The organism is Aneurinibacillus sp. REN35, from assembly GCF_041379945.2.
Classification (GTDB): Bacteria; Bacillota; Bacilli; order Aneurinibacillales; family Aneurinibacillaceae; genus Aneurinibacillus.
In genome coordinates this window covers 130258-152032 of record NZ_JBFTXJ020000002.1, presented here as the reverse complement: position 1 = coordinate 152032, position 21775 = coordinate 130258, and the positions used below count along the sequence as shown (strand labels likewise).

Here is a 21775-nt window from a genome sequence, read left to right as displayed (position 1 = left end):
CTAAGCCTGTTTGCCGAAGATCGGCAGCGTGATTTCTACTGTCGTTCCCTTCCCTAACTCGCTTATGAACTCAATGGTTCCGTTGTGTTCTTTAATAATTTTAGAACATACCATTAAACCAAGTCCGCTCCCCTCTTCTTTCAAACTATAGAATGGCTGACCGAGCTTGGCGATACGATCCTTCTCGATCCCGCATCCCTCATCACGAATATACACACAGATATCATCAGTCCCAAGACGCATCACCTCTACCATGATTCTGCCACCGTTCGGCATCGCTTCAATCGCATTCTTAATCAGATTAATAAACACCTGTTTTATGGCATTCTCTGCGCACATAATCATAGGAAGATTAGATTCTACCTTCATGATCAGTTCAATATTAAATAAGTTGGCTTGAGCAATCAAAAGACGATGTACATTCTCCATTAACTGCTCCGCTCTTATCGGCTTACATTCATATACCTGCGGTTTTGCTAAAAGCAGAAATTCATGTGTAATGGTCTCGATGCGGTCCAACTCGGACTCCATCAGGTCGAGATACATTTCACTCTTATTTCCCTCTCTTATAAACTGAATGAATCCTTTTAAAGTTGTTAATGGATTTCGAATCTCATGTGCCACACCCGCAGCCAGCTCACCGACCGCAAGCAGCTTCTCTGTTAAGCGCAGCCTCTCTTCTGCTTCCTTAGATTGTGTGATATCACGGGCAATCACGGCAAAACTAGTAATCTTGTCTCCTTGATGGTCGCGCACCGCGATCATTGTCGCTGCAAGCGCCAGCCAATGTCCTTTGGCATGTCGAAGCCGGAACTCTATCGTTATCGTTTGTCCATCCACAAGCAGACGATCCAGCTTTTCCATAACCATATGTATATCATCCGGATGAAAAAGTTCTTCTCGCAAATTCTCTTGTAAATATTCACATGTATAGCCAAGCCACTTTTCATGCGAAGGAGATACATAACGTGCTCTTCGGAATGGGTCCCAGACAGAAACCATATCCATTATATTTTCTGCAATCAGCTTATATATAGTTGTATTCGATTGCGTTTCATAGAAACTACCTGATTCTTTTACGTGATTTACAAACGCCCCCACTACTTCCACGATCCTTCCATCGTTTGAATCATATTATCTATATACCTTTTTATATGTTTCTCTCCTCTATACAATACCATAGGGATATTATGGTTATACAGTGTGTAATAGGAAAAAAAGAAAGAAAAAAATCATCCCCTCCGCTTCACGCAGACGGGATGCATGTAAGAGGCTAGTGAAATGATCTCCAGAAGGCCCCCTGCGTATCAATGATATTCATAATCTCAACATACGGAATCGTAAATGTCGGAAAGCCTGCCACATACGCAGCGATCTCGTAAGGGGTAAAGTATATATACAGCGCATGTTCCCCTACATAAAACGGCTGATTCGGCGCAATGCCTTTATACTGATCCTGCCATATATACGAATACTTTGGATTCGTTTTAATTTGTTGTTCAATAATCGAACTCAGCACCTTCACATAGTCACTGTTCTTCTTAAACAAATCTTTCAGTTCATAGAAGCGGCCGGTCTGTAGGTCAATATGCGGATATACTTCTGTGGGCATCCCGTGGGCGGCACCAAAATAATATTGATATCCAATCAGCTTAATGACCAGCAGATTCTTGCGGAAAAACCAAACCGTAAAATCTCCAAGATAATTGTAATCGAGCTGTACATTTGGATCAATTTCCTTTATACCGGACTGCTGCCTTAGCTTCTTATTAATGGAGGCTTCGACCTCAGGGTGAGACAGACCCGTGACCTGCGGATAATAGACAAGATAATCTTTATTCGGCTTGAACTTCTCTTCCTTGACCTTGTATGTTCCTCGCAGCGGAATCACTGTGTTCTGCTGCCATACTACCCGCCCTGAACGATCCACATACGATAGGCGGTTGTCTATATCTGCCCGAATAAGCGCCCCTTCAATAGTCAATGTCCCAGTCCCGCTAACAACTGGCCATCCTTCGGCCCTGCGCCCGCTTGTATCAATGAAAAATGTCTCCGTACGATTGTGCACGGAAGCGACGCCCTGCTTATATGGCATTACATTTTCATATATAAAATCGGTTCGTTTATTTCCATCCTTATCATAAATGGCATACATTGATCCAATGAATGGCTTTTTACTGTCCAACGCGACACCAACAGCAAACCGTCCCTCTCCAAGTGGTTCAATATCATTGAACTGCGGTTGAATAATAAACGCACCTGATCGGTCAATTAAGCCGTATTCATTGGTATAATCAGCGGCAAGATTAACGACTGCACGACCATTTTGAAACGGTTGGGCGCTTGTATAACGCGGCGTAATAATAACATGCCCGCCCTCATCCATATAGCCGTACTTGCCCTGCTCTGTTTTGCGAAACGCCAGCAGCCCGTCTCCCGGATTACCGACGAATGCATATGGATATTTTATTATAATATCACCATGTATCGTAATGAGCGCATATAGGCCATCCTTCACCTTCACTACTGCTTTTCCCCTATGGAAATCGGTTGCCTCCTTATAAATCGGAGGAATTGCTTCCCTGCCGGCAGTATCTAGGTATCCGTAGCGAAACTCGCTGTCCTGAAAGACCGCCCGCCCCTCGTGATAGGGAGCGATATAGGAATACAGCTTCGTCGTTAGCATATCCCCCTGTTCATTGATTACGGCAAAGCCATCCTTCACATTCACGATAGCCAATCCTTCAGTAAACGGGCTGATATATTCATATTTTGGTTCTATAACAAATGCCCCGGATGAATTAATGACACCTGATCTTCCTTTTTCCTCTACAACCGCTAATCCGTTTGCCTGAAACGGGTTGGCATAGCTATATGTTGGCGCAATGAAAAAACGCCCCTCTGCATCAATATAGCCCCAGTTCGTTCCCCCTATTTGCTTTATTGAAGCCGGGTACAAGGCCGTCTGTCTTGTATGCTGCTTCTCCATTGCTTGTTTCTTCAACGCAAGCCACGCAGCAGGCGGCGGATACGATGGTGAGAGTGCGAGACCAGCCTGAATGGAGAGAAGCGCCTGTTCAGGCATGCCGGCTTTAAGCTGTGCATCCGCAAGATAATAGCGATAAAACGCTGCCTTCGGCTCCTCCCGTACTCTTTGCTCATAATAGGCGGCAACTTTTTTAAAATAGTATGGATAGACATCTGTGGCAGGCGTCCATTTGCCATCCTGATAGCGATATATCTTTACCTTATATGCTCTACCCGTATCATGCTGCCACAAGGCTATTTCAGCGCGCCCATCTCTTCCCTCCTTTCCTGGCATATCCTCTACTTCAATCTGGCTGTAGAATAGATCACCGGGGACTTTCTTCCACCCTTGGTCGGTGTATGTACATACTACAAGTTCCGACCATATGGCTCCCCGCTGCCATCCAATAATAAGGTCACTTTTTGATGGACTTGTGATCTTGGCTGCCCCCAGGTAAGAAATCGCATATCCGCTGCCTTCTACTGTAGCTGATTTGTGCCAGGCATGGTTATCGTAGCGTAAAATCATGACATATGGATGCCCGCTCCATATATAACCCGCCGCCACTTCCTTTGCACCACTCCCAGCAAAATCAGCAAGCACAACCGCCGGTTTTGGCAAAGGCCCATCAAGCATTGCTAGCGTAGAACCCGGGGGCAAATAACGCCGGACTAACGCCTTGATTTGTGTATCCTGCTGCATTCTCCCACTTCCCTTCTGCATCAAGCTCCATCTACAGTATATGAGCGGACCCGAATAAAAAAGCACCGGATGAGAAGAAGCTTTCTCATCCGGTGCCTGCTAGGCGTACAGATTATCCACTTATTTTACTACTTTAAATTCGTGAATCAACACTTCAAGTGCCTGTGCCATAGATGACAGCGATGCAGCGGCCTGCCGCATGTCATTCATATTGGCCAACTGTCCTTGTGAAGAAGCTGCCACCTGTTTTGTACTAGCAGCAGATTCCTTCGCAATGCGTGCCATCTCCTCAACAGAAGCGCTAACTTGTTCTGTGCTTGCAGACATCTCTTCTGATACAGCAGACATCTCTTGGATTTGACTCGTAATGCTCTCAATCGCTGTCATGATCTGTTCGAAGATGCTGCCAACCTGATGAATGGTCGCAATCCCATCCCCTACGTTCATCTTGCTCTCCTCCATCGAGTGCACCGCTTGAGCCGTATTGGATTGGATTTGCTCGATTAGCGCCTGTATTTTCGCAGCCGAACTTCCCGTCTGATCAGCCAGCTTTCGAATTTCATCGGCAACAACCGCAAATCCCCGGCCCGCCTCACCAGCTCGAGCCGCTTCGATAGCCGCATTTAATGCGAGCAGATTAGTCTGTGCCGATACTTCGGTAATCAATTGAAGAATACCACCTGCTTCCTCCGAATCTCGTTGCAGTGTCTGAATCGCCGATGCCGTCTCATCGGTCACCGTGCGAATTGACTCCATCTGCCTGATTGCCTGCTGCACAGAGCCGTTGCTTGTCCGAACTTGATTCGTAATATCGCTAGACGCCTCTGCAATCGAGGAGGAAGCTTCCGCTACACGCTGAATTCCAAGCGCCATTTCTTCCATCGCCCGAGCACTTTCATCCGCACTCTGCTCCTGCACGATTGAGCCGCTGGCAACCTCCTGTACCGCCCGTACAATCTCATCAGCTGCATGCACACCCTGATCGGTGCTGCGCTGTAGCTGTGCCGCCGATGCGGACACCGTGGTTGCATGATCTTTCATTCTCTCGATCATAGCTTTCATATTCTCTTTAATACCAATAAGCGATACAGCAAGCTCGCCAACCTCATCCTTGCGCACAAGATCCCGCTCAGGCACTTCGAATGTAAAATCCCCATCTGCCATTTGCTTGCAGTAGGAAGCAGCGGTCGTAATCGGCCGCACTACGGCACGTACAATGAAATGCAGAAGAATCGCCAGGATGATTGTCCCGATCAGCGCCATACTTAAACTCAACAGCATCATACCATTGGCCGAAGCAAGCACTTCATTCAATGGAACTGCGATAACATAGGACCACGGTGTAGCTGTGCTGCCAACCGCAATCGGTTCAGTTACTTTGTACAGTTCGCTTTTCGTTGTTGGTGAATAGTCAAGGATAGTATAGGCCGTACCTGTTTTTACCGCATTTTTTAGCTGCTCCACATTTTGCAGACCTTTTAACTCTGTCACATTTTTTCCGATATTCTCTTTCGTTGGGTGCGCCACAAATGTTGCGTTATTTGAAAGAATGACGCCAAATCCGCTATCATAGAGCTTGATCTTGCTATTCATCTCCTGAAAATAATCAAGTGACAAATCCACCCCAATAACTCCTACAAATGTATCGTTGATAGTCAGCGGAACGATTAACGAAGTCATCAATACATTCTTGCCGTTGATTTCATACATATACGGGTCCATAATCGTTTCTTTCCCCGTTTTCTTCGGCAGCATATAAAAATCATGTGTTCCTTCCTTCATATTTTCCGTATTCTCAACACCCGCACGCTCTATCCCATTCCCATTACGCGCCCAGAAGGATACAAAGCGTCCCGTTTTGTCATAGGCTTGAGAATATGCAGTCTGCACTGTTTTATCGCCAAACACATTGGGTTCGGTAACAATCCAGGTCCCAAGAAATGTCCCATGCTTCTCTGTCATATTCTTCAATATCACATCATATGTGGCAGGAGAGTAATTACCTGTCTTAACCATAGATTCGAATGTAGCGGCAAGACTGTGAGCCGCATTCAGAGGTGTCTGTAACTCATTCGAGATGCTGTTGGCTTGCTCTTTGGCAAAAGATGCGGTAATCTTCTTTGCTTCCTCTTCCGCTTTATTCTTTGATAGAACGGAAACCGTCCCAATGATTGATGCAAACATTAAAATAACGATGCCAAGAATAGCAAGAAAAACACGCGTATGGATCTTCATGATCGCCTCTCCTTATATAAGTATATTTACATAGTCTATATTTACTAAAAATCATACAAAAAGAAAGAAGAAGAAGCAAGATACACAAGAAAAAAGTCCTGATTATTATTAATCAGGACTTAGCAAGCATAAACTAGTTGATTTTCTTTTCTATTAGAAGACCGGAACAACGGCTCCTTTGTATTTCTCTTCAATAAATTTCTTCACATCATCGGATTTTAATACCTCGATCAGCTTTTTAATATCTTCTCGGCCTTCATCGCCCGTACGTACACTGATGATATTAGCATGCTGCTTTGCTGCATCGGACTCCTTTTTCTCCATAGCAATGGCAGTATCCGGCGCAAGTCCGCCTTCCATTGCATAGTTACCGTTGATTACAGCGTAATCTACTTCATTCACTGCACGAGCAAGCATTGCAGCCTGCATTTCTTTTACCTGGATGTTTTTTGGATTTTCGACAATGTCTTGTTTTGTAATGCTATTAAGCTCTTTATTCGGCGTCAGTTTAATCCAGCCCTGTGTTTCAAGCAATTTCAGCGCACGTGCACTGTTTGTCACATCGTCCGGAATCGCAATCACTGCGCCCTGCTTTGGCTCTACTCCTTTTTCTTTACCAGGGTAGAGACCCATCGGCTCGAAGTGGATACCATCAAGCGCTGCAATATGTGTACCGTGCTTTTTATTGAACTGCTCCATATACGGAACCGTTTGGAAATAGTTCGCATCTAGCTGCTTATCTTCAAGCGCTGTATTTGGCAGGACATAATCATCAAACACTTTTACTTCCATCTCAATGCCCTGTTCTTTCAGCTTTTCCTTTACATGGTCTAAGATTTCCGCATGCGGCACAGCGCTTGCACCTACTTTAATTTTCTTCGGTTCCTGTGCTGTCCCTCCATTTGCTGCTTTTTCTTCTTTTTGCCCGCATGCAGCCAAAAGTCCAATGCTCAATACAACAAGCAGTGCCACCAACCATTTCTTCATTATGAATCCCCTCTTTCATCTTTTTGTCTTTGGTATGTACCCATCGCGAAATTCCAACAAAAAATGGCCTCTTAAGATAAGAGGCCATCGGATACACAATAGGGTCCGTTCGACCTCTTATCTTTCAGAACTACAGTTCTGCTGGAATTGGCACCATTACACAGCAATATGCCGGTACGGTTGCCGAGGCTTCATCGGGCCAGTCCCTCCGCCTCTCTTGATAAGAGTCATTGTTTATTCAATTGCTTGCTTTTTATCTTAATATTATTAAACTCATTCGTCAACTATGTTTTAGAAACTTTTTTCTCTTCTTATTTTTCCGACCATAGCAGCATGTAATTTATAGGTCCACCTACTACAAAACACGAACATTTTTCCGTTGTTTTATTCGATGCGCATTTAACCATTGAATAATGTTCGTGTTTTACTTACAATCTTGTTAGTGCTACATGAACTTTGAGGAGGACGCACATGGTTAACTATGCCGATCTTGTTGAATTGGGCAAGCTGATCCGCCACCTAGAGCAAGGCATAACAGAAGCTTCACTCAATATTCTCACATATGAGCATCGCGAAGAAATCGCCCGCAATCTTATCACAGGTCTACTTGGGCAAGCAGATAAACATGCGATGAAGATTGAAGCCAGCTCAGGAGAGTATACGAATGAAATCGCTGTCTTACAGGTGGGTAAGAATAAATATAGACTTGAAAAAGATCATCAAGATGTATTTATTAGCAAAATAAATCACTACAACTGCCGAATTGTACCAGGTACACACGGTATTCTCGTCTATCACATAGATTACCCTGGCGTGATCCGCGACGTGTCGCGCATCCTCGCCACACATCATATTAATATCTCTAGCATGAAAGTATCACGTGAGCAAAAAGGGAAAAACGCGCTGCTCGTCTCCTTAACCGATGAACATATCGATGCGGAGGTAATGGATACGATTACGCGCCTGCCCCAGATTACAAACGTGGTGGCGCTGCGTCCTTTAGAACATGATGATTATTCTGCTTAGAAAACAGGAGGCTATACGATGAAGTATCGCTCTGTATTTGATATTATCGGACCGGTTATGATCGGTCCTTCCAGCTCTCATACAGCCGGCGCAGCCCGGATTGGCCTGATCGCAAGAAATCTGTTCGGGAATCAGCCGACGAAGGCGGAGATTACCTTTTACGGTTCATTCGCCAAAACATACAAAGGCCATGGAACGGAAATTGCGATTGTAGGCGGCATCCTCGGATTCGATACATTCGATCAGCGTATCACCGATTCGCTGGCTATTGCAAAGGATCTGAATGTGGAGATTACGATCCGTACGTCCGATGATATACCGAATCATCCTAATACGGCCCGCCTTGTTCTTTATGACAAAACCCGTGCTCTTGAAGTGTGCGGGATTTCCATCGGCGGTGGCAAGGTAGAACTGACCGAAGTTGACGGCTTTTCCGTACGTTTGACCGGGGATATGCCTACCCTTCTCGTCTGGCATGAAGACCGCTACGGCTTGGTCGCCTCCGTATCAGAGGTGCTCGCAGCACATAAACTAAACATCGGGTACATGGAAATGGCACGCAAATCCAAAGGAGCCGAAGCGCTTATGGTTATTGAAACCGATCAATCTGGAGCAGATGAAATCAAGCAGGACATCTGTGCGCTTCCTCATATTAATCGCGTGTCTAGCATTCCCGCCCTGTAACAACATGGAGAAGGAAGTGATGTAGGATGTCTTTTCGTACCATTGCAGAACTGGTGGAGCGCTGCACCACTGAGAATAAATCCATTGCCGAGGTTATGATCGAGACAGAATGCGACATGTCCGGCAAAAGCCGCACAGATGTACTAGCAATGATGACACGTAATCTAGATGTTATGGAAGAAGCCGTACAACGCGGCATTAAGGAAGCGGATCGCTCACATACGGGACTAACCGGTGGCGATGCGGTATTATTGCAGACTTATCTGCAGGAGAAAAAACCGCTGTCAGGCACACTTTTGCTTGATGCTGTCAGCAAGTCGGTGGCGACGAATGAAGTCAATGCCAAGATGGGTACAATCTGCGCCACACCGACGGCTGGTGCCTGCGGCATTGTCCCGGGTACACTATTCGCTGTAGCCCCGAAGCTTAATGCAAGCCGCGAGCAAATGGTCAACTATTTGTTTACGGCAGGCGCTATCGGCTTTGTCATTGCCAATAACGCATTCATCTCCGGAGCAGCAGGTGGATGCCAGGCTGAAGTCGGATCTGCAACCGGCATGGCCGCTGCCGCCATCGTAGAAATGGCAGGAGGCTCACCGGAGCAATCGGCACAAGCTGTGGCGATCGCGCTTAAAAACATGCTGGGTCTGGTCTGTGATCCGGTAGCAGGTCTAGTGGAGGTTCCCTGCGTGAAGCGAAATGCCATGGGAGCTTCTAACGCTATGGTCGCGGCTGATATGGCGCTTGCAGGAATCAAAAGTGCGATTCCAACAGATGAGGTCATTGAAGCGATGTACCGCATCGGCTGCGCAATGCCGAATACGTTAAAAGAAACAGCGCTCGGCGGGCTTGCCGCTACACCGACCGGACGCGAGCTGGAACGAAAAATCTTTGGAGAGAACACCAAGTAAGACAATATTCTTGAAACCTTGCCAGCATATAACCGTATAAGGAAAACGACACCACTTACAACCTCGGAAAGGAGTCTACAATGACGGAGCTTATTCTTGCCTTTGTAGAAATCCTAAAAGGACTTTCGTATTTTGGATTGATGCTGGCATTAACATTCGAATTCGTTCCGGCCGAACTCGTACTGCCCTTGGCCGGATACTGGGTTTATCAGGGAGAGATGAATTATTGGCTTGCCGTGCTGGCAGGAACTATCGGCGGCACCCTTGGCCCACTTACGCTGTACGCTGTCGGACGTTATGGCGGGCGCCCCTTCATCCTGCGGTATGGGAAATATCTTTTCATCCGCGAGCAGCAGGTGGAAAAGGCCGATCGCTTTTTTCATAAGTACGGGCCGGGCGTTGCTTTCTTTGCCCGCTTTCTTCCCGGTGTCCGCACGTTGATTTCAATTCCGTGTGGCATGGCCAAAATGAATGTATGGCAATTCTCTGTGTATACCTTTGCCGCTACGCTGCCCATTACGGCCGTCTATGTATACGCAGGCTATGCTTTCGGCCCCCACTATAAACAAGCGGCAGCCGCTGTGCAGGAATATTCGCCCTTTATCATCGGCGGGGTCCTGCTGCTGCTTATCGGCTATGTCTTAGTCATAAACAGACGTGCTGCGTACAACCTTGAGAGATAACACAGCTCTTCTCAACCCTCAGAAGCCAGCCCCGACTCTTTTTCATCAAGAGCCGTGGGCTGGCTTTTGATTATATCCACAGCGCACGTATACATCCCTTTCAATTTCCATGTACAACCTGTATGTTTTTTTTGTTAAGGTTACTCTATATCATTACATAACCTGCTTGATCGTATTTATTTTATTGCCGAAAGGAGTCTTCGTCTTGAAATCGAAGCATATGACCACACATGCGGTTCATGCAAGCGCACGTCTTCCGGTGTCGAACGATTCTGAATCGATGCCCATTTATCAGACTTCTGTTTTTACATTTCGTGATCTCACCCACTTAGAGAGCTATTTTGAGGGGCAGAATGATAGTTATCTATACTCGCGAAATGGCAATCCGAATACAGCCGCCTTCGAACAAGCAGCTGCTGTGCTCGAAGGTGCAGAAGCCGGTGTTGCCACATCTTCCGGCATGGCTGCCATCCTTTGCGCTATCTTAACTTTCGTCAAGGCCGGAGATCATATCCTCTGCTCAGATGAGATCTATGGTGCAACCGCCTCGCTTCTCGAAACGGAACTAACCCGCCTTGGGACTAGCATAACTTTTGCTTCGTTTCATTCTGCGGCATCCATTGAACAGGCAATGACGAGTGCGACCCGTCTACTTCTGACAGAAGTCATCACCAATCCCCTCATCAGTGTCATCGATATACCCATGGTCGCAGACATCGCACACCGACATGGCGCGAAGCTGGTTGTAGACAATACATTTACTTCTCCTTATGTCGTACAACCGCTACCAATGGGAGCGGATCTTGTCGTCCACAGCGCCACCAAATATTTAAACGGGCATAATGACGTAACTGCCGGTGTTGTCGTAGGCCCAAGCGATATCATTGAGGTTACACGGCAGCGCATGGTACTCACCGGATGCAGTCTGGGACCGTTTGAAGCGTGGTTGGCTCAGCGAGGAATGAAAACTTTTGCCCTTCGTATGCGGCAGCATTTAGCCAACGCGGAAAAGGTAGCCGCCTATCTGGATTCTCATCCAGCCATTCAAACCGTCTACCACCCTTCTCTTCTCACGCACGAAACGGCGGCGGTCGCCCGTAGGATCGGTCTGCATGGAAGCGGAGCTATGATGAGCTTTCGCGTTACGGATGACATCAAAAAATTGGATGCGTTTTTTCATGCGCTGCAGTTCATCACAATCGCTCCCTCGCTTGCCGGTGTAGCAACCACATTGTCTCACCCGCTTAAGACTTCACACCGTTCGCTGTCAAAAGAGCGGCAGCAGGCACTGGGCATTTCTATGGGGCTGCTTCGCCTATCTGTTGGAATTGAGGAAGCGGAGGATATCATAGAAGATCTAGAGAAAGGACTGCATTTCCTATTATGAATCTTGATGATTACGTCGGTAAAACCGTCACCGTTATATATGCCTCTCCCTCAGGAGAGAGATCTAGCACTGGCTATGTCCTATCCTCGAATGATCGAATGGCGCTCACTTTGCAATGCGACGATGACACGATTGTTATTGCCTGTTATCGCATTTTGTCTGTTCACGCAGAAAAGGGATAAGGCTTTACGCCTTATCCCTTGCATTTTCTAATGTCTTTATTCTTCTTGGCGCAGGCGTGCGTCAAGCACGAACGTACCAAAGGGGATAATGGATGCGACAAGAGCACCTATAACCCGTCCAATTGACCAGCGCAGCTTCGACCATACTTCAGCAACAGAAGCAATATAGAGCACAAATAAAATACCGTGCAAGGCACCCACGATAGTCACAAATATAGGAATGTCAGCAAAATACTTCAACGGCATAGCAATGCCAAGAAGGAGAAGAAAGGAAATACCTTCAACCAATCCGATCACACGTAAACGTCCAATGGGCGTTCGTAACAATGTCTGCACCTCCAAAAATCATCCATATTCAATATATTACTATTTTGCACTTCACTCTCCTATACTATAAACCAAAACAAGATAAACATGTGAGAAATAGTGTTTTGTTCAAAATACGTTCATTTTCTTTCGCACGATCTATAGAAATTGGACGCAAAAACGCCCGTAACAGACCGAAGTATGATACGGACGCTTGACCCAGTATGTATCAATTAACGTAAGTATACTCGCTACACAACGCGCCTGCACCGGAAACTGGAAGTAATGGCGGATCACCTGACGCACCATCCGTTGAACTGCTTGTTTCCATGTTAGAGAAAATCTAGGCCGCTTTTGTGTCCGCGCAAGATAAAATCGTCGAGGACATCTACTGAATTCCTCAATATGGTCACCTGCTAAGGTTGTAACAGAGTTATAAGGCTGTTTTTCGGTCATCAGGCACTCCTCCATACTTTACGCTTGCTTCACTCCGATGGCTTCAGCGATCTGGCGTCCGAACGATTTGCACCGCTCAATATCTTCACCGCTCGGATCGAATTCAATCTTTAATCCTTCCGCTGCCAAAGTGCCTCCCTGGCCCGCAATAAGTGCCTCAAGCACATCTACCGCACCACAAAAAATCGGATAGGACGTATCACCGGAACCGAATACGGCCAGCGTCTTCCCCGTCAGATCAAGCTCTGACAGATCGTCATAAAAATCAAGGAACTCATCTGGAAGTTCTCCATCTCCCCATGTATACGCCCCTAATACAACACCATCGTAGTTAGCTATTTCATCAGTCCGGGCATCGAATACTTCCTTCTTGACAACATCCATACCCGAGAGCTGCATCCCTTCCTCTACCAGATTTGCGATGGTTTCTGTATTTCCCGACATGCTTGCATAGATCAGCAACACTTTTGCCATAAGACTTCCTCCCGCTTTTTTAGTATGTATTTGTACTTTGCGTAGTTACATATAATAAAATCAATAATGATAATCATTATCATATATTATGATAAAGAAAATGAGAATCATTGTCAACTATAAAACTCTTCACCCTACAGTATAATAACTGAGCGAATGAAGAGTTTTTTATTGATGGTTTGAACTTTTTACTCAGTGGCAGATGGTTCTACTCTTACGGCAGAGGCAAGCAGTGCTTCTGCAATTCCGATAAAGTATTCAGATTCACGCCGAATATGGTTAAGCACAGTAATCGCAGTAGGATTGCTCTTTAGGGCCTGGCTCTCTTCCCCCAGTTGATTTAACAGTAGAACAAACTGCCGACTTTGCTCTAGCGCAAAGCGAACCAGTTGCAGGATCTCCTGATATAATTCCGGACTGACCTTATGCTCGAGTCGTACAACCTGCTCAATATACCGGACAAACGTCGCTTCTGTCTGCGATAATGCCTGTTCCCATGCGGCAAGCGCCTGCACAAAGGGTTCTTCAAGCGTAGGAACCAGCGCGCGGATAACTTCCGTATGCTCTGCCTCTTGCCTTTTCCAGAATTCCCCTTCATCCAAAATCCGTAACGGCATTTTCTCCCCATAATAAAACTGCATCCTACGATCCCCTCTCTTCATAAAAATTAGCCCACCCTACTGTATGTATGCTACTAATCGGTAAAGAGTGAGTGTACACAAAAAAACCGGATGCCTGCACAGCATCCGGTCTTCGTATACACTATATCTTCCAAAAAAACATAATGTGAACAAACAAAGCGACGATGGCACCAAAATTACGGATTGCCAACATATATTTCTGCTTCATTAGTGTAATTACAATTCCTGCTATCCCAATAATGAACACAGCCATTGCGGTATATACGGCTAGATATAAGCTGCCGCTGCTATAAGAGATCACATATACCACAATAGCCGCAATAAGCAGGCCTTCAATTATCGTAACCATCTTTCCGTTCGTATTCATGCATCCCGTCCTCTTCCATCTATAAATATTGTCGTTCTTTATTAACAATTTAAGCATAGTACTTTTTCTGTCTAAAATCCAGTTTGGGCTGTGCAGAGAGCGTTTACCGCCATAGAAAAGCACCGGCTGTGCATGGCCGGCGCTTTTTTCCTACCGCTATAGATCGTCAAACCCGTTCGCTGTCGTTACCTTGGCGTACGTGCGGGATTTTCCTTCAAAGAAATCTGTCTTCGTCTGATTCAGCGCTTCATCAGAGAATGGGCGTATCCATGGCATGCAGTTGTCTACACCGGTATAAGCTTTGGCAAAACCCATCATCTGCAAGCGCTTGTTAGCAATGAATTTGATGTAGTCGCTAAATTCGATTACATCAATTCCTTCGATGCCTTCTAACACATAATTCGCCCACTCGATCTCAAGCGCTACCGCTTGATCAATCGTTTCATATACGTACTGTCGATTCGCCTCTGTATCGAGTTCAGGAAAGTCTGCCAATAACAGCTTGCACACCTCCCCGAAGAAATACGCATGCTGTGCTTCATCCCGCTGAATATAGCTGATCATCTGACTTGTTCCCAGCATTTTCTGATTGCGGGCCAAGTTATAGAAGAAGGCAAAACCACTATAGAAGAAAATCCCTTCTAGAATCATATCTGCTACAATCGCCTCAAAGAAAGTCTGCGGGCTCTTCTCTTCACGGAAGCGCTGGTATGCACCTGCAATGAAGACATTGCGCCGACGCAGCAGTTCATCGTGCTTCCAGTATTCAAACACTTCTTTTTGCGTTCCATAATCAGCAATGCTTGATAATACATACGAATACGACTGATTATGAATGACTTCCTGTTGATTAATGATCGCAGCAATGGCTACCAGAGAGGAATCCGTGACATACTGCCCCACATCTGTTATAAAATTCGTCTGCATGCTATCAAGCACTGCCAAAAGCCCAATGATCTTCTTATATGCTTCCTGCTCGGCTGCCGTTAATTGCTGAAATTGCTGCTTATCCTTGTTCATGGGGATCTCGGATGGAATCCAGTGATTGGCTACCAGTACTTTATACAGCTTATACATCTCAGGATGACGGATATCATCCCAGTTCAAGACGGCGGAGCATTCCCCGTTAATGATTTTTGTCGCGCGGTTTGGCGCTTCGGTATTGAATACTTCCTGTATTTTTAACATTGATTTTCTCCCTTCTCCTACTATCAACAACTACATGCACGCTTCACATTCATCAAGCTCGACAGCACGACTGCGCACATAATACGTGGTCTTCAATCCATGCCGCCATGCTTCAAGATGCAGCGCGAGAAAATCGCGGGCATGAATATCCGGGCGCACATAGAAATTAAAGCTCTGTCCCTGATCAATGTGGCGCTGACGCACAGCGGCCTGGCGAATGGAGAAATGCGGGTCAATATGGAACGCGCTCTTATAATGCCAGATCGTCTGCGGTGACAAATCCGGTGCAGGATTTGCAATTTTGTATGTTGTCTTCTCCTCATAAGAAATAAGGTCATACACTGGATCAATGGAGGCGGTGGAACCTGCAATGATGGAGGTAGACCCCGTAGGCGCTACCGCAAATAAGTATCCGTTGCGCAGGCCGTGCTGCTTCACTTCAGCCGCAAGCTGCCTCCACTCCTCCGTACAATACTCCCTGCGCGCAAAGAAATCTCCGCTCTCCCATTCGCTGTCCGCAAACAATGAATACGCACCCTTCTCTTTAGCCAGTTCAAGGGAGGCGCGAATGGTTAAGAAATTAATTCGCTCATACAGACGGTCATTATACTGCACTGCCTCTTCGCTCTCCCACTTGATTCCTTCAAGCGCAAGCAGATGATGCAGGCCAAACGTACCCAGGCCAATCGCACGGTAGCGCTTGTTCGTAGCCTGCGCCTGCAGCACGTCAATGCGGTTGATATCAATTACGTTATCGAGCATGCGCACCTGAATCGGGATAAGGCGCTCTAGTACATCGTCTGGAATCGCCCGCCCCAGGTTAATGCTTGAAAGATTGCAGACCACAAAATCACCCGGCGTTTTCCGAATGACAATCTCCCCGTCCTCCATACATTCTTCCCGCACGGTGGTCGCCGACATATTCTGCAGAATTTCTGTACACAAATTGCTCGAATAGATCATGCCTTGGTGCTTGTTCGGATTCGCGCGATTCACCGTGTCACGATAGAACATAAACGGTGTGCCCGTCTCCAACTGCGAGATCATGATCCGCTTCATAATGTCGATTGCAGGCACCGTAATCCGACTGAGCGACCCATGTTTAACGCATTCCTCATACTTTGTACGGAAGCTGCCGCAGCCAGGCTCTTCATCATAGAAATCCTCGAGCGAATAGCCCATCACCTGCCGTACTTCGTGTGGATCAAATAAATGAAATTCCTCTCGTTTCTCTACCGCCTCCATGAATATATCCGGAATGCAGACGCCAGGGAAAATATCGTGCGCCCGCAGCCGCTCGTCTCCATTGTTTAGCTTTAGATCCAGGAACGCGAGAATATCTTTATGCCAAATATCCAGGTATACTGCGACACTTCCCTTGCGTGTGCCGAGCTGATCGACGCTAACCGCTGTATTGTTCAACTGCCGTATCCACGGAATAACTCCGCTCGACTTGTTTTCATAGCCGCGAATGGATGAGCCGCGCGCGCGTACTTTTCCAAGGTATGTGCCAATTCCGCCGCCCATTTTGGATAAGCGGGCCACATCCGTATTGGAATCATATATTCCCTGCAGCGAATCATCCACCGTATCGATAAAGCAGCTTGATAATTGTCCGCCGCGTGCCTTTCCGGCATTTGAGAGCGTTGGTGTGGCCACCGTCATATACTGGTTGCCAAGCGCCCAGTACGCTTCTTTCACCAGCCCAATCCGCTTCTCCTTCGGCTCACCAATCATCAACTGCATTGCAATGACCATAAAACGCTCCTGCGGAAGCTCGTACATCCGTCCTGAGAAATCCGTTGTCAAATACCGCTCCGCAAGCGTCAGCAATCCTATGTACGTGAACTTTTTATCAAGCTCCGGATCGATCTCTTGCCCCAACGCCTCAATCTCCTCTGCCGTATAGGAAGCAAGCAGTTCCGGCCGATAAATATTCTGGTCGGTTAATGTTGCAAGCAGGCGATAGAAGGAGCCGTATGGCTGGTCTGCGTACGATTTATAGCCACGGTGATGGGCTGCCTCTTTATACAGCTTAGTCAGGTAGGCGCGGGCCGCAACATAGGTCCAATCCGGCTCCTCCTTAGAAATCAACTCCACTGCAGACATGTACAATGCTCGAGTAATGTCTCCAGCCCTCATCTCGTCTTTTTTCAGCTTCGCCTGCACGCCAGAGAGCAAGTCCTCCACGCGCAGATGAGGATAGTCACCTATGATTCGCTCCATGTATCGCTCTATTCTCTCAATCTCAAATTGCATTCTGCGGTTTTCCGCTTTAATTACAATACTCATCCGTCTGCCTCCTCCATGATCAATCCAACTAAAAAAGCACCTTCCCACATAGGAAAGATGCTCGCATTTGTATCGTATCCAGCGAAAATAAGGCCACCCGCCATGCCCTGCCACACTCGGCGCTTCATTCGCTGTCTACACCGCCCCATTCCTCGTGGTTCAACCAGTGTGTGATGTATGGCAGGTTTCCTGGCTCTGGATTTTCGTGTGTGTTCAGCCTTCCCATGCTGCTTGCCGCAGCACAGTGGCATATGTGAACCACACTCCCCATTACAGTGGCGGGACCGCGTCGGCTTTTCACCGAACTTCCCTTTTAAGCGATTGATAGTCTGTCTTCTCTCTATCAGCCGCACCATAAATCCAATATATAGTTATTAATTAAGACTTTAACACAACATATTGTGAAAAACAAGAGCTAACAGCATACAACGGTTCTGGACTGCTTGTTTGGCACTCACAAAAATGTACCATCTACAGACAAACTTGTACAGTTTATTTCAAACACAAAAAAATTGTTGACTTTAATTATTTTTCTATGTTATATTTTTAATTTTGCCAACTTCAATGAAATATGGTATCCTTAAAAAAGAGACTTTTGTGGGGGTGTAATTTTTGTTTCAAATTGGCGACAAGATCGTTTATCCAATGCATGGTGCGGGTGTAATTGAAGCAATTGAAGAAAAGGAAATCCTTGGAGAGAAACAGCAATACTATATCATCCAGATGCCTATTGGCAATATGCAGGTCATGATTCCGATTGGGAATGTATCTAATCTGGGCATACGCTCAGTAGTTGACCAGCATACAATGGAAGAGGCACTGTCTGTTTTTCATCACGGAGAAACGGATTCAGAACTTCCTTGGAATCAGCAGTATCGTGCCAATATAGATAAAATCAAAAACGGCGATGTACAGGAAGGTGCGGAGGTCGTTCGAGATTTACTAAGAAGAAAACAAAAAAAAGCATTGAACACAAGCGAAAATAGCATGCTGCACAATGCAAAACGAATCCTGATCAGCGAATTGGTACTGGTTACTGGCGTAACAGAAAGCCAGGCGAATGATTTATTAGATCAACCGAATACTTAAAAAAATAACAGCCTACACGAGAGGCTATTTTTTTATGTACGGGCATTCCCCTCTACCTCAATTGCTGAAGTAGAGGATTTTTTTATGGGAACTACACCTGAATATAAAAAGGCCGCTGACAGTAGTCAGCGGCCTTTACTCATTCGTCTCTTACAGTTTTACTACGTTTGCAGCTTGGTCGCCACGGTTGCCTTGAACGATATCAAAGCTTACGCGTTGGCCTTCTTCAAGAGATTTGAAACCTTCGCCTGTAATTGCGGAGAAATGTACGAATACATCGTCGCCATCTTGTCTTTCGATGAAGCCAAAGCCCTTTTCTGCATTAAACCATTTAACTGTACCTGTGTTCATGTAAAAACCTCCAAAAATTTACTGTAATATGTTACTTAATATTTTCCGTAAAAATAAAAATTCACATATTATTACGGGCTACATACACATCGAATCTATAACCCCTAATAACATGTGAATTATAAACATCAACATATAATCATTGCTTGAGTTGATTATAGCATACGCATTTGAACATAACAACCACAGAAGCAGCTTTTATTAAAAACTGGCCCCATCGAGCCACAAACCTTGTTTATTTATGGCTCGATAGGAAAAATATCCTATACATTTTGGCGCAGCAACGCCAAATCAAAATTCGGCACTAACCCTTCTTCGGCAGCCCGACTTAGCAGCGCCGTGACCGCCGCATATCCGTCCTCACCCAAATTAGCGGTGAATTTGTTCACATATAGATCAATATGTGCCTGAGCTACCTCCGGGGATAGTTCTTGTGCATGACACATCACATAATCCTGTGATACTTCAGGGTGCGCCCATGCATACTCAACGGACGCACGAATCCAACCTGAGATTGCTTCAATATCAAGTGTGCGCCGGGCAATAATCGCACCAAGCGGAATCGGCAGACCTGTATCTTCCTCCCACCAGCTTCCTAGATCACTGAGAAGATTCAATCCGTATGACGGGTAGGTGAATCGTGCCTCATGAATAACCAATCCGGCATCAATAGCGCCATCGCGTACGGCTGGCATGATTTCATGAAACGGCATAATGACAATCTCACCCACGCCTCCCGGCACATGCTTAGCTGCCCACAACCGAAACAGCAAATAAGCGGTGGATCGTTCGCTTGGAACCGCCACCCGACGTCCAGCAAGCGCTGCCGGATCGGTATTGTCCCGCGACAATACCAGAGGACCGCAGCCTCTGCCAAGCGCGCCGCCGCATGGAAGCAGCGCATACTCGGACAGCACCCATGGCAGAGCCGCATACGAAATCTTAAGTATATCAGGCCCATTCGAATTAGCTGCCATGCTATTGGTAATATCAATGTCTGCATACGTAATCTCTAGCTTCGGCGCATTAGGCACCAAACCATGCGCCCAAGCATGGAATACAAACGTATCGTTAGGACAAGGAGAAAAAGCGATTTTCATCGTACCACCTCCGGTAATAATGAACTTGCTGTCTGCAGCGCCTGCAGCGCTTCTTTCATGCGCCATGCCGTTCGATCCCGCGGGCCGACAGGGTTTGAAATGGCCCGCAGCTCCAGCACCGGCACACCGCTCTGTTGGGCTGCGATCGCCACACCGTATCCTTCCATCGCCTCAGCAGCGGCGCCCGGAATGCGGGCCGAAAGCTCCGCTGCAGTCGCAGCCGTACCGGTTACTGTAGACACGCTCAGCACAGCTCCTGTCGTGACAAGCAATCCCGCCTCATTCAGCACTGCGGCCAGCTGCTTTGCCAACACGAGATCCACCGGCACACGAGCGGAGCCAAAGCCCAGTTCGTCCACGCTGATAAACCCATCGGGAGTTTGTGCGCCAAGGTCAGCGGCAACAATTTCATCCGCCACCACAAGTGAACCCACGTCCGCACGGCCGACAAAGCCACCGGCAATACCCACATTTATTACCAGAGCATATATATCGGAGGCCAGTGCTATCGCCGTACTCGCCGCCGCTGCTGCTGGTCCGACGCCCGCCACCAGCACATCAAATCCCTCGGCATTAGTAAGCCCACGTAATACAGCCTCCCGTTCGGCTGCAACAGAGGTCACCACGAGGACACGCTGTCCAGAATTCTGCTGTATGAAAGGCGCGTCCATAGACGTCTCCGTATGTAAACGAGCATTCACCTTACCATCCCCTTTGCTATGTACCATACACTTACTAAAGGTAGCCCTATTTTGCTGTCATGTAAAGAGGGACGTCCGTGCCTTACTCTCTTCTCTTCATGAAGACTCTGATGGCGCGTATGATGTAAAGCTACCGGCTTGCAAAACGTCGTGCCCCTTGCGCCACCATATGCGCCGGATTTTTTGACCTCTCAACCGAACATACTTCCCAAAGCTGCGGAAGCGTATACTTTTGTGCAGTCCGCACAGCCGCCTCTTCATATCCCTCATACTGAAGGGTGCCGCCGCCCAGTATGAATCGTTCCGGATTAAACAGATGAATAACCGTCGCCATTCCCAATCCCAGATACTCACCTGCCGTATGAATAAGCTGCCGGGACGCCTCGTCTCCCTGTTCTATTTGCTGTCGCAGCCTTGCAGCGCTGACTCCTGCTTGTGCAAGAATACCCGCTCCGCTTGCAACCGTATCAAGTGTTCTTATCCCATCAAGAGTCGGTATCGGTATGCTTCCCAATTCGCCAGCCCATCCCTTACAACCTGTAAGAATCTTTCCGTTGGCCTTTACTCCGATAGCGATTCCTGTTCCAACCATTAGAACCGCGGTTGTCGCGTGCTCATCTACAGCCGCACTCTCTTGTATGAGTGCGGCCTTAACATCATTGATGAGGTAGATTGGATAGTCGCCCATACATAAGAAATCCGTCGTCATTCCCGCAATAGCCGGCAGGACGTCAGAAGCTACTACGACCCGTTCCTCCTCAACCAATCCCGGAACAGCCACGCCTATACACGAAGGTGTAAAAGGCAGCATTGCAACAAACGCAGAAAGCTCCTTTTTTATGTCGGTGCTGGTACATGTCATGCCAGTCGGGAGTATTTTCGTTAATTTTTCTCCCTTATATTCTGCTAGCATCAACATTTTTGTGCCGCCAATGTCTACCCCAATCGCTTTGTCCATAATACTCTTCCCCCCTCCTCTAAATAC

Annotated in this window: 21 protein-coding genes and 2 riboswitches; of the genes, 6 read left to right on the top strand and 15 right to left on the bottom strand. The window is 46.9% G+C overall.

All coding sequences use genetic code 11. The annotated features are described in order from the left end of the window. From AB3351_RS03945 to AB3351_RS03930, 4 genes are all read right to left on the bottom strand, one after another. The gene (locus tag AB3351_RS03945; protein ID WP_371145826.1) at positions 1–1110 is read right to left on the bottom strand and encodes an ATP-binding protein; all 1110 of its coding nucleotides are present in this window, start codon (positions 1108–1110) and stop codon (positions 1–3) included. 163 nt (positions 1111–1273) lie between these two features. Beyond that, positions 1274–3730 (bottom strand): WG repeat-containing protein, encoded by a 2457-nt coding sequence (locus AB3351_RS03940; protein WP_371145825.1) that lies wholly within the window; start codon positions 3728–3730, stop codon positions 1274–1276. 120 nt (positions 3731–3850) lie between these two features. After that, complete coding sequence (locus AB3351_RS03935) at positions 3851–5965, bottom strand: methyl-accepting chemotaxis protein (RefSeq protein WP_371145824.1); 2115 nt, start codon at positions 5963–5965, stop codon at positions 3851–3853. 153 nt (positions 5966–6118) lie between these two features. After that, positions 6119–6952 carry a MetQ/NlpA family ABC transporter substrate-binding protein gene (locus tag AB3351_RS03930; protein ID WP_371145823.1) on the bottom strand — a complete coding sequence of 278 codons (834 nt, stop codon included), beginning with the start codon at positions 6950–6952 and terminating at the stop codon, positions 6119–6121. A gap of 114 nt (positions 6953–7066) precedes the next feature. After that, a riboswitch (SAM riboswitch) is annotated at positions 7067–7179 on the bottom strand. Positions 7180–7423: 244 nt separating this feature from the next. Between AB3351_RS03930 and AB3351_RS03925 the strand changes: the two genes are divergently transcribed. The 5 genes from AB3351_RS03925 (at position 7424) to AB3351_RS03905 (ending at position 11643) form a co-directional block, all read left to right on the top strand. Further along, positions 7424–7978, top strand: a complete 555-nt coding sequence (locus AB3351_RS03925; RefSeq protein ID WP_371145822.1) for an ACT domain-containing protein — start codon at positions 7424–7426, stop codon at positions 7976–7978. Positions 7979–7996: 18 nt separating this feature from the next. Then, positions 7997–8662, top strand: coding sequence for an L-serine ammonia-lyase, iron-sulfur-dependent subunit beta (sdaAB, locus tag AB3351_RS03920; RefSeq protein ID WP_371145821.1), 666 nt, complete (start codon positions 7997–7999; stop codon positions 8660–8662). A gap of 26 nt (positions 8663–8688) precedes the next feature. Continuing rightward, entirely contained in the window at positions 8689–9573 is an 885-nt protein-coding gene (sdaAA, locus tag AB3351_RS03915; protein ID WP_371145820.1) for an L-serine ammonia-lyase, iron-sulfur-dependent, subunit alpha, read from the top strand. A gap of 80 nt (positions 9574–9653) precedes the next feature. Continuing rightward, the gene (locus AB3351_RS03910; RefSeq protein ID WP_371145819.1) at positions 9654–10256 is read left to right on the top strand and encodes a DedA family protein; all 603 of its coding nucleotides are present in this window, start codon (positions 9654–9656) and stop codon (positions 10254–10256) included. A 205-nt stretch (positions 10257–10461) separates the two neighbouring features. Next, positions 10462–11643, top strand: a complete 1182-nt coding sequence (locus AB3351_RS03905; RefSeq protein WP_371145818.1) for a trans-sulfuration enzyme family protein — start codon at positions 10462–10464, stop codon at positions 11641–11643. A 218-nt stretch (positions 11644–11861) separates the two neighbouring features. Here the strand turns inward: AB3351_RS03905 and AB3351_RS03900 are convergent, their stop codons facing one another. From AB3351_RS03900 to AB3351_RS03870, 7 genes are all read right to left on the bottom strand, one after another. Continuing rightward, on the bottom strand, positions 11862–12152 hold the full coding sequence (locus AB3351_RS03900; protein WP_371145817.1) for a DUF3817 domain-containing protein: 291 nt from the start codon (positions 12150–12152) through the stop codon (positions 11862–11864). A 453-nt stretch (positions 12153–12605) separates the two neighbouring features. Then, positions 12606–13061, bottom strand: a complete 456-nt coding sequence (locus tag AB3351_RS03895; RefSeq protein ID WP_371145816.1) for a flavodoxin — start codon at positions 13059–13061, stop codon at positions 12606–12608. Positions 13062–13249: 188 nt separating this feature from the next. After that, positions 13250–13702 carry a DUF2935 domain-containing protein gene (locus tag AB3351_RS03890; protein WP_371145815.1) on the bottom strand — a complete coding sequence of 151 codons (453 nt, stop codon included), beginning with the start codon at positions 13700–13702 and terminating at the stop codon, positions 13250–13252. A gap of 121 nt (positions 13703–13823) precedes the next feature. Beyond that, positions 13824–14069: a hypothetical protein gene (locus AB3351_RS03885; protein ID WP_371145814.1), complete on the bottom strand. Its 246-nt coding sequence runs from the start codon at positions 14067–14069 to the stop codon at positions 13824–13826. Positions 14070–14225: 156 nt separating this feature from the next. Further along, positions 14226–15257, bottom strand: coding sequence for a ribonucleotide-diphosphate reductase subunit beta (locus tag AB3351_RS03880; protein WP_371145813.1), 1032 nt, complete (start codon positions 15255–15257; stop codon positions 14226–14228). 30 nt (positions 15258–15287) lie between these two features. After that, positions 15288–17549: a ribonucleoside-diphosphate reductase subunit alpha gene (locus tag AB3351_RS03875; RefSeq protein WP_371145812.1), complete on the bottom strand. Its 2262-nt coding sequence runs from the start codon at positions 17547–17549 to the stop codon at positions 15288–15290. Continuing rightward, complete coding sequence (locus AB3351_RS03870) at positions 17546–17677, bottom strand: hypothetical protein (protein WP_371145811.1); 132 nt, start codon at positions 17675–17677, stop codon at positions 17546–17548. The genes AB3351_RS03875 and AB3351_RS03870 overlap by 4 nt, the downstream gene beginning before the upstream one ends. Positions 17678–17711: 34 nt before the next feature. Then, positions 17712–17921, bottom strand: a riboswitch (cobalamin riboswitch). Between the two features lie 240 nt (positions 17922–18161). On the opposite strand from AB3351_RS03870, the gene AB3351_RS03865 reads away from it, so the two are divergent. Next, a complete protein-coding gene (locus AB3351_RS03865; protein WP_371145810.1) occupies positions 18162–18638 on the top strand; it encodes a CarD family transcriptional regulator in 477 nt (158 codons plus the stop codon). A 150-nt stretch (positions 18639–18788) separates the two neighbouring features. Here the strand turns inward: AB3351_RS03865 and AB3351_RS03860 are convergent, their stop codons facing one another. The 4 genes from AB3351_RS03860 to AB3351_RS03845 all read right to left on the bottom strand — a co-directional run bounded on the left by AB3351_RS03860 (position 18789) and on the right by AB3351_RS03845 (position 21748). Continuing rightward, positions 18789–18989 carry a cold-shock protein gene (locus AB3351_RS03860; RefSeq protein WP_371145809.1) on the bottom strand — a complete coding sequence of 67 codons (201 nt, stop codon included), beginning with the start codon at positions 18987–18989 and terminating at the stop codon, positions 18789–18791. 263 nt (positions 18990–19252) lie between these two features. Further along, entirely contained in the window at positions 19253–20089 is an 837-nt protein-coding gene (locus tag AB3351_RS03855; protein ID WP_371146258.1) for a 1,4-dihydroxy-6-naphthoate synthase, read from the bottom strand. After that, positions 20086–20760 (bottom strand): futalosine hydrolase, encoded by a 675-nt coding sequence (locus AB3351_RS03850; RefSeq protein ID WP_371146257.1) that lies wholly within the window; start codon positions 20758–20760, stop codon positions 20086–20088. The genes AB3351_RS03855 and AB3351_RS03850 overlap by 4 nt, the downstream gene beginning before the upstream one ends. Before the next feature lie 160 nt (positions 20761–20920). Then, positions 20921–21748, bottom strand: coding sequence for an ROK family protein (locus AB3351_RS03845; protein ID WP_371145808.1), 828 nt, complete (start codon positions 21746–21748; stop codon positions 20921–20923). Positions 21749–21775 lie beyond the last annotated feature (27 nt).

Excerpts from the sequence above, each read along its gene's own strand:
- sdaAB (WP_371145821.1), top strand. The coding sequence starts at position 7,997 with ATGAAGTATCGCTCTGTATTTGATATTATCGGACCGGTTATGATCGGT.
- AB3351_RS03925 (WP_371145822.1), top strand. The coding sequence starts at position 7,424 with ATGGTTAACTATGCCGATCTTGTTGAATTGGGCAAGCTGATCCGCCAC.
- AB3351_RS03855 (WP_371146258.1), bottom strand. The coding sequence starts at position 20,089 with ATGAAAATCGCTTTTTCTCCTTGTCCTAACGATACGTTTGTATTCCAT.
- AB3351_RS03880 (WP_371145813.1), bottom strand. The coding sequence starts at position 15,257 with ATGTTAAAAATACAGGAAGTATTCAATACCGAAGCGCCAAACCGCGCG.
- AB3351_RS03870 (WP_371145811.1), bottom strand. The coding sequence starts at position 17,677 with ATGAAGCGCCGAGTGTGGCAGGGCATGGCGGGTGGCCTTATTTTCGCT.
- AB3351_RS03860 (WP_371145809.1), bottom strand. The coding sequence starts at position 18,989 with ATGAACACAGGTACAGTTAAATGGTTTAATGCAGAAAAGGGCTTTGGC.
- sdaAA (WP_371145820.1), top strand. The coding sequence starts at position 8,689 with ATGTCTTTTCGTACCATTGCAGAACTGGTGGAGCGCTGCACCACTGAG.
- AB3351_RS03885 (WP_371145814.1), bottom strand. The coding sequence starts at position 14,069 with ATGAATACGAACGGAAAGATGGTTACGATAATTGAAGGCCTGCTTATT.
- AB3351_RS03910 (WP_371145819.1), top strand. The coding sequence starts at position 9,654 with ATGACGGAGCTTATTCTTGCCTTTGTAGAAATCCTAAAAGGACTTTCG.
- AB3351_RS03895 (WP_371145816.1), bottom strand. The coding sequence starts at position 13,061 with ATGGCAAAAGTGTTGCTGATCTATGCAAGCATGTCGGGAAATACAGAA.
- AB3351_RS03875 (WP_371145812.1), bottom strand. The coding sequence starts at position 17,549 with ATGAGTATTGTAATTAAAGCGGAAAACCGCAGAATGCAATTTGAGATT.
- AB3351_RS03930 (WP_371145823.1), bottom strand. The coding sequence starts at position 6,952 with ATGAAGAAATGGTTGGTGGCACTGCTTGTTGTATTGAGCATTGGACTT.
- AB3351_RS03935 (WP_371145824.1), bottom strand. The coding sequence starts at position 5,965 with ATGAAGATCCATACGCGTGTTTTTCTTGCTATTCTTGGCATCGTTATT.
- AB3351_RS03890 (WP_371145815.1), bottom strand. The coding sequence starts at position 13,702 with ATGCAGTTTTATTATGGGGAGAAAATGCCGTTACGGATTTTGGATGAA.
- AB3351_RS03940 (WP_371145825.1), bottom strand. The coding sequence starts at position 3,730 with ATGCAGCAGGATACACAAATCAAGGCGTTAGTCCGGCGTTATTTGCCC.
- AB3351_RS03850 (WP_371146257.1), bottom strand. The coding sequence starts at position 20,760 with ATGGACGCGCCTTTCATACAGCAGAATTCTGGACAGCGTGTCCTCGTG.
- AB3351_RS03845 (WP_371145808.1), bottom strand. The coding sequence starts at position 21,748 with ATGGACAAAGCGATTGGGGTAGACATTGGCGGCACAAAAATGTTGATG.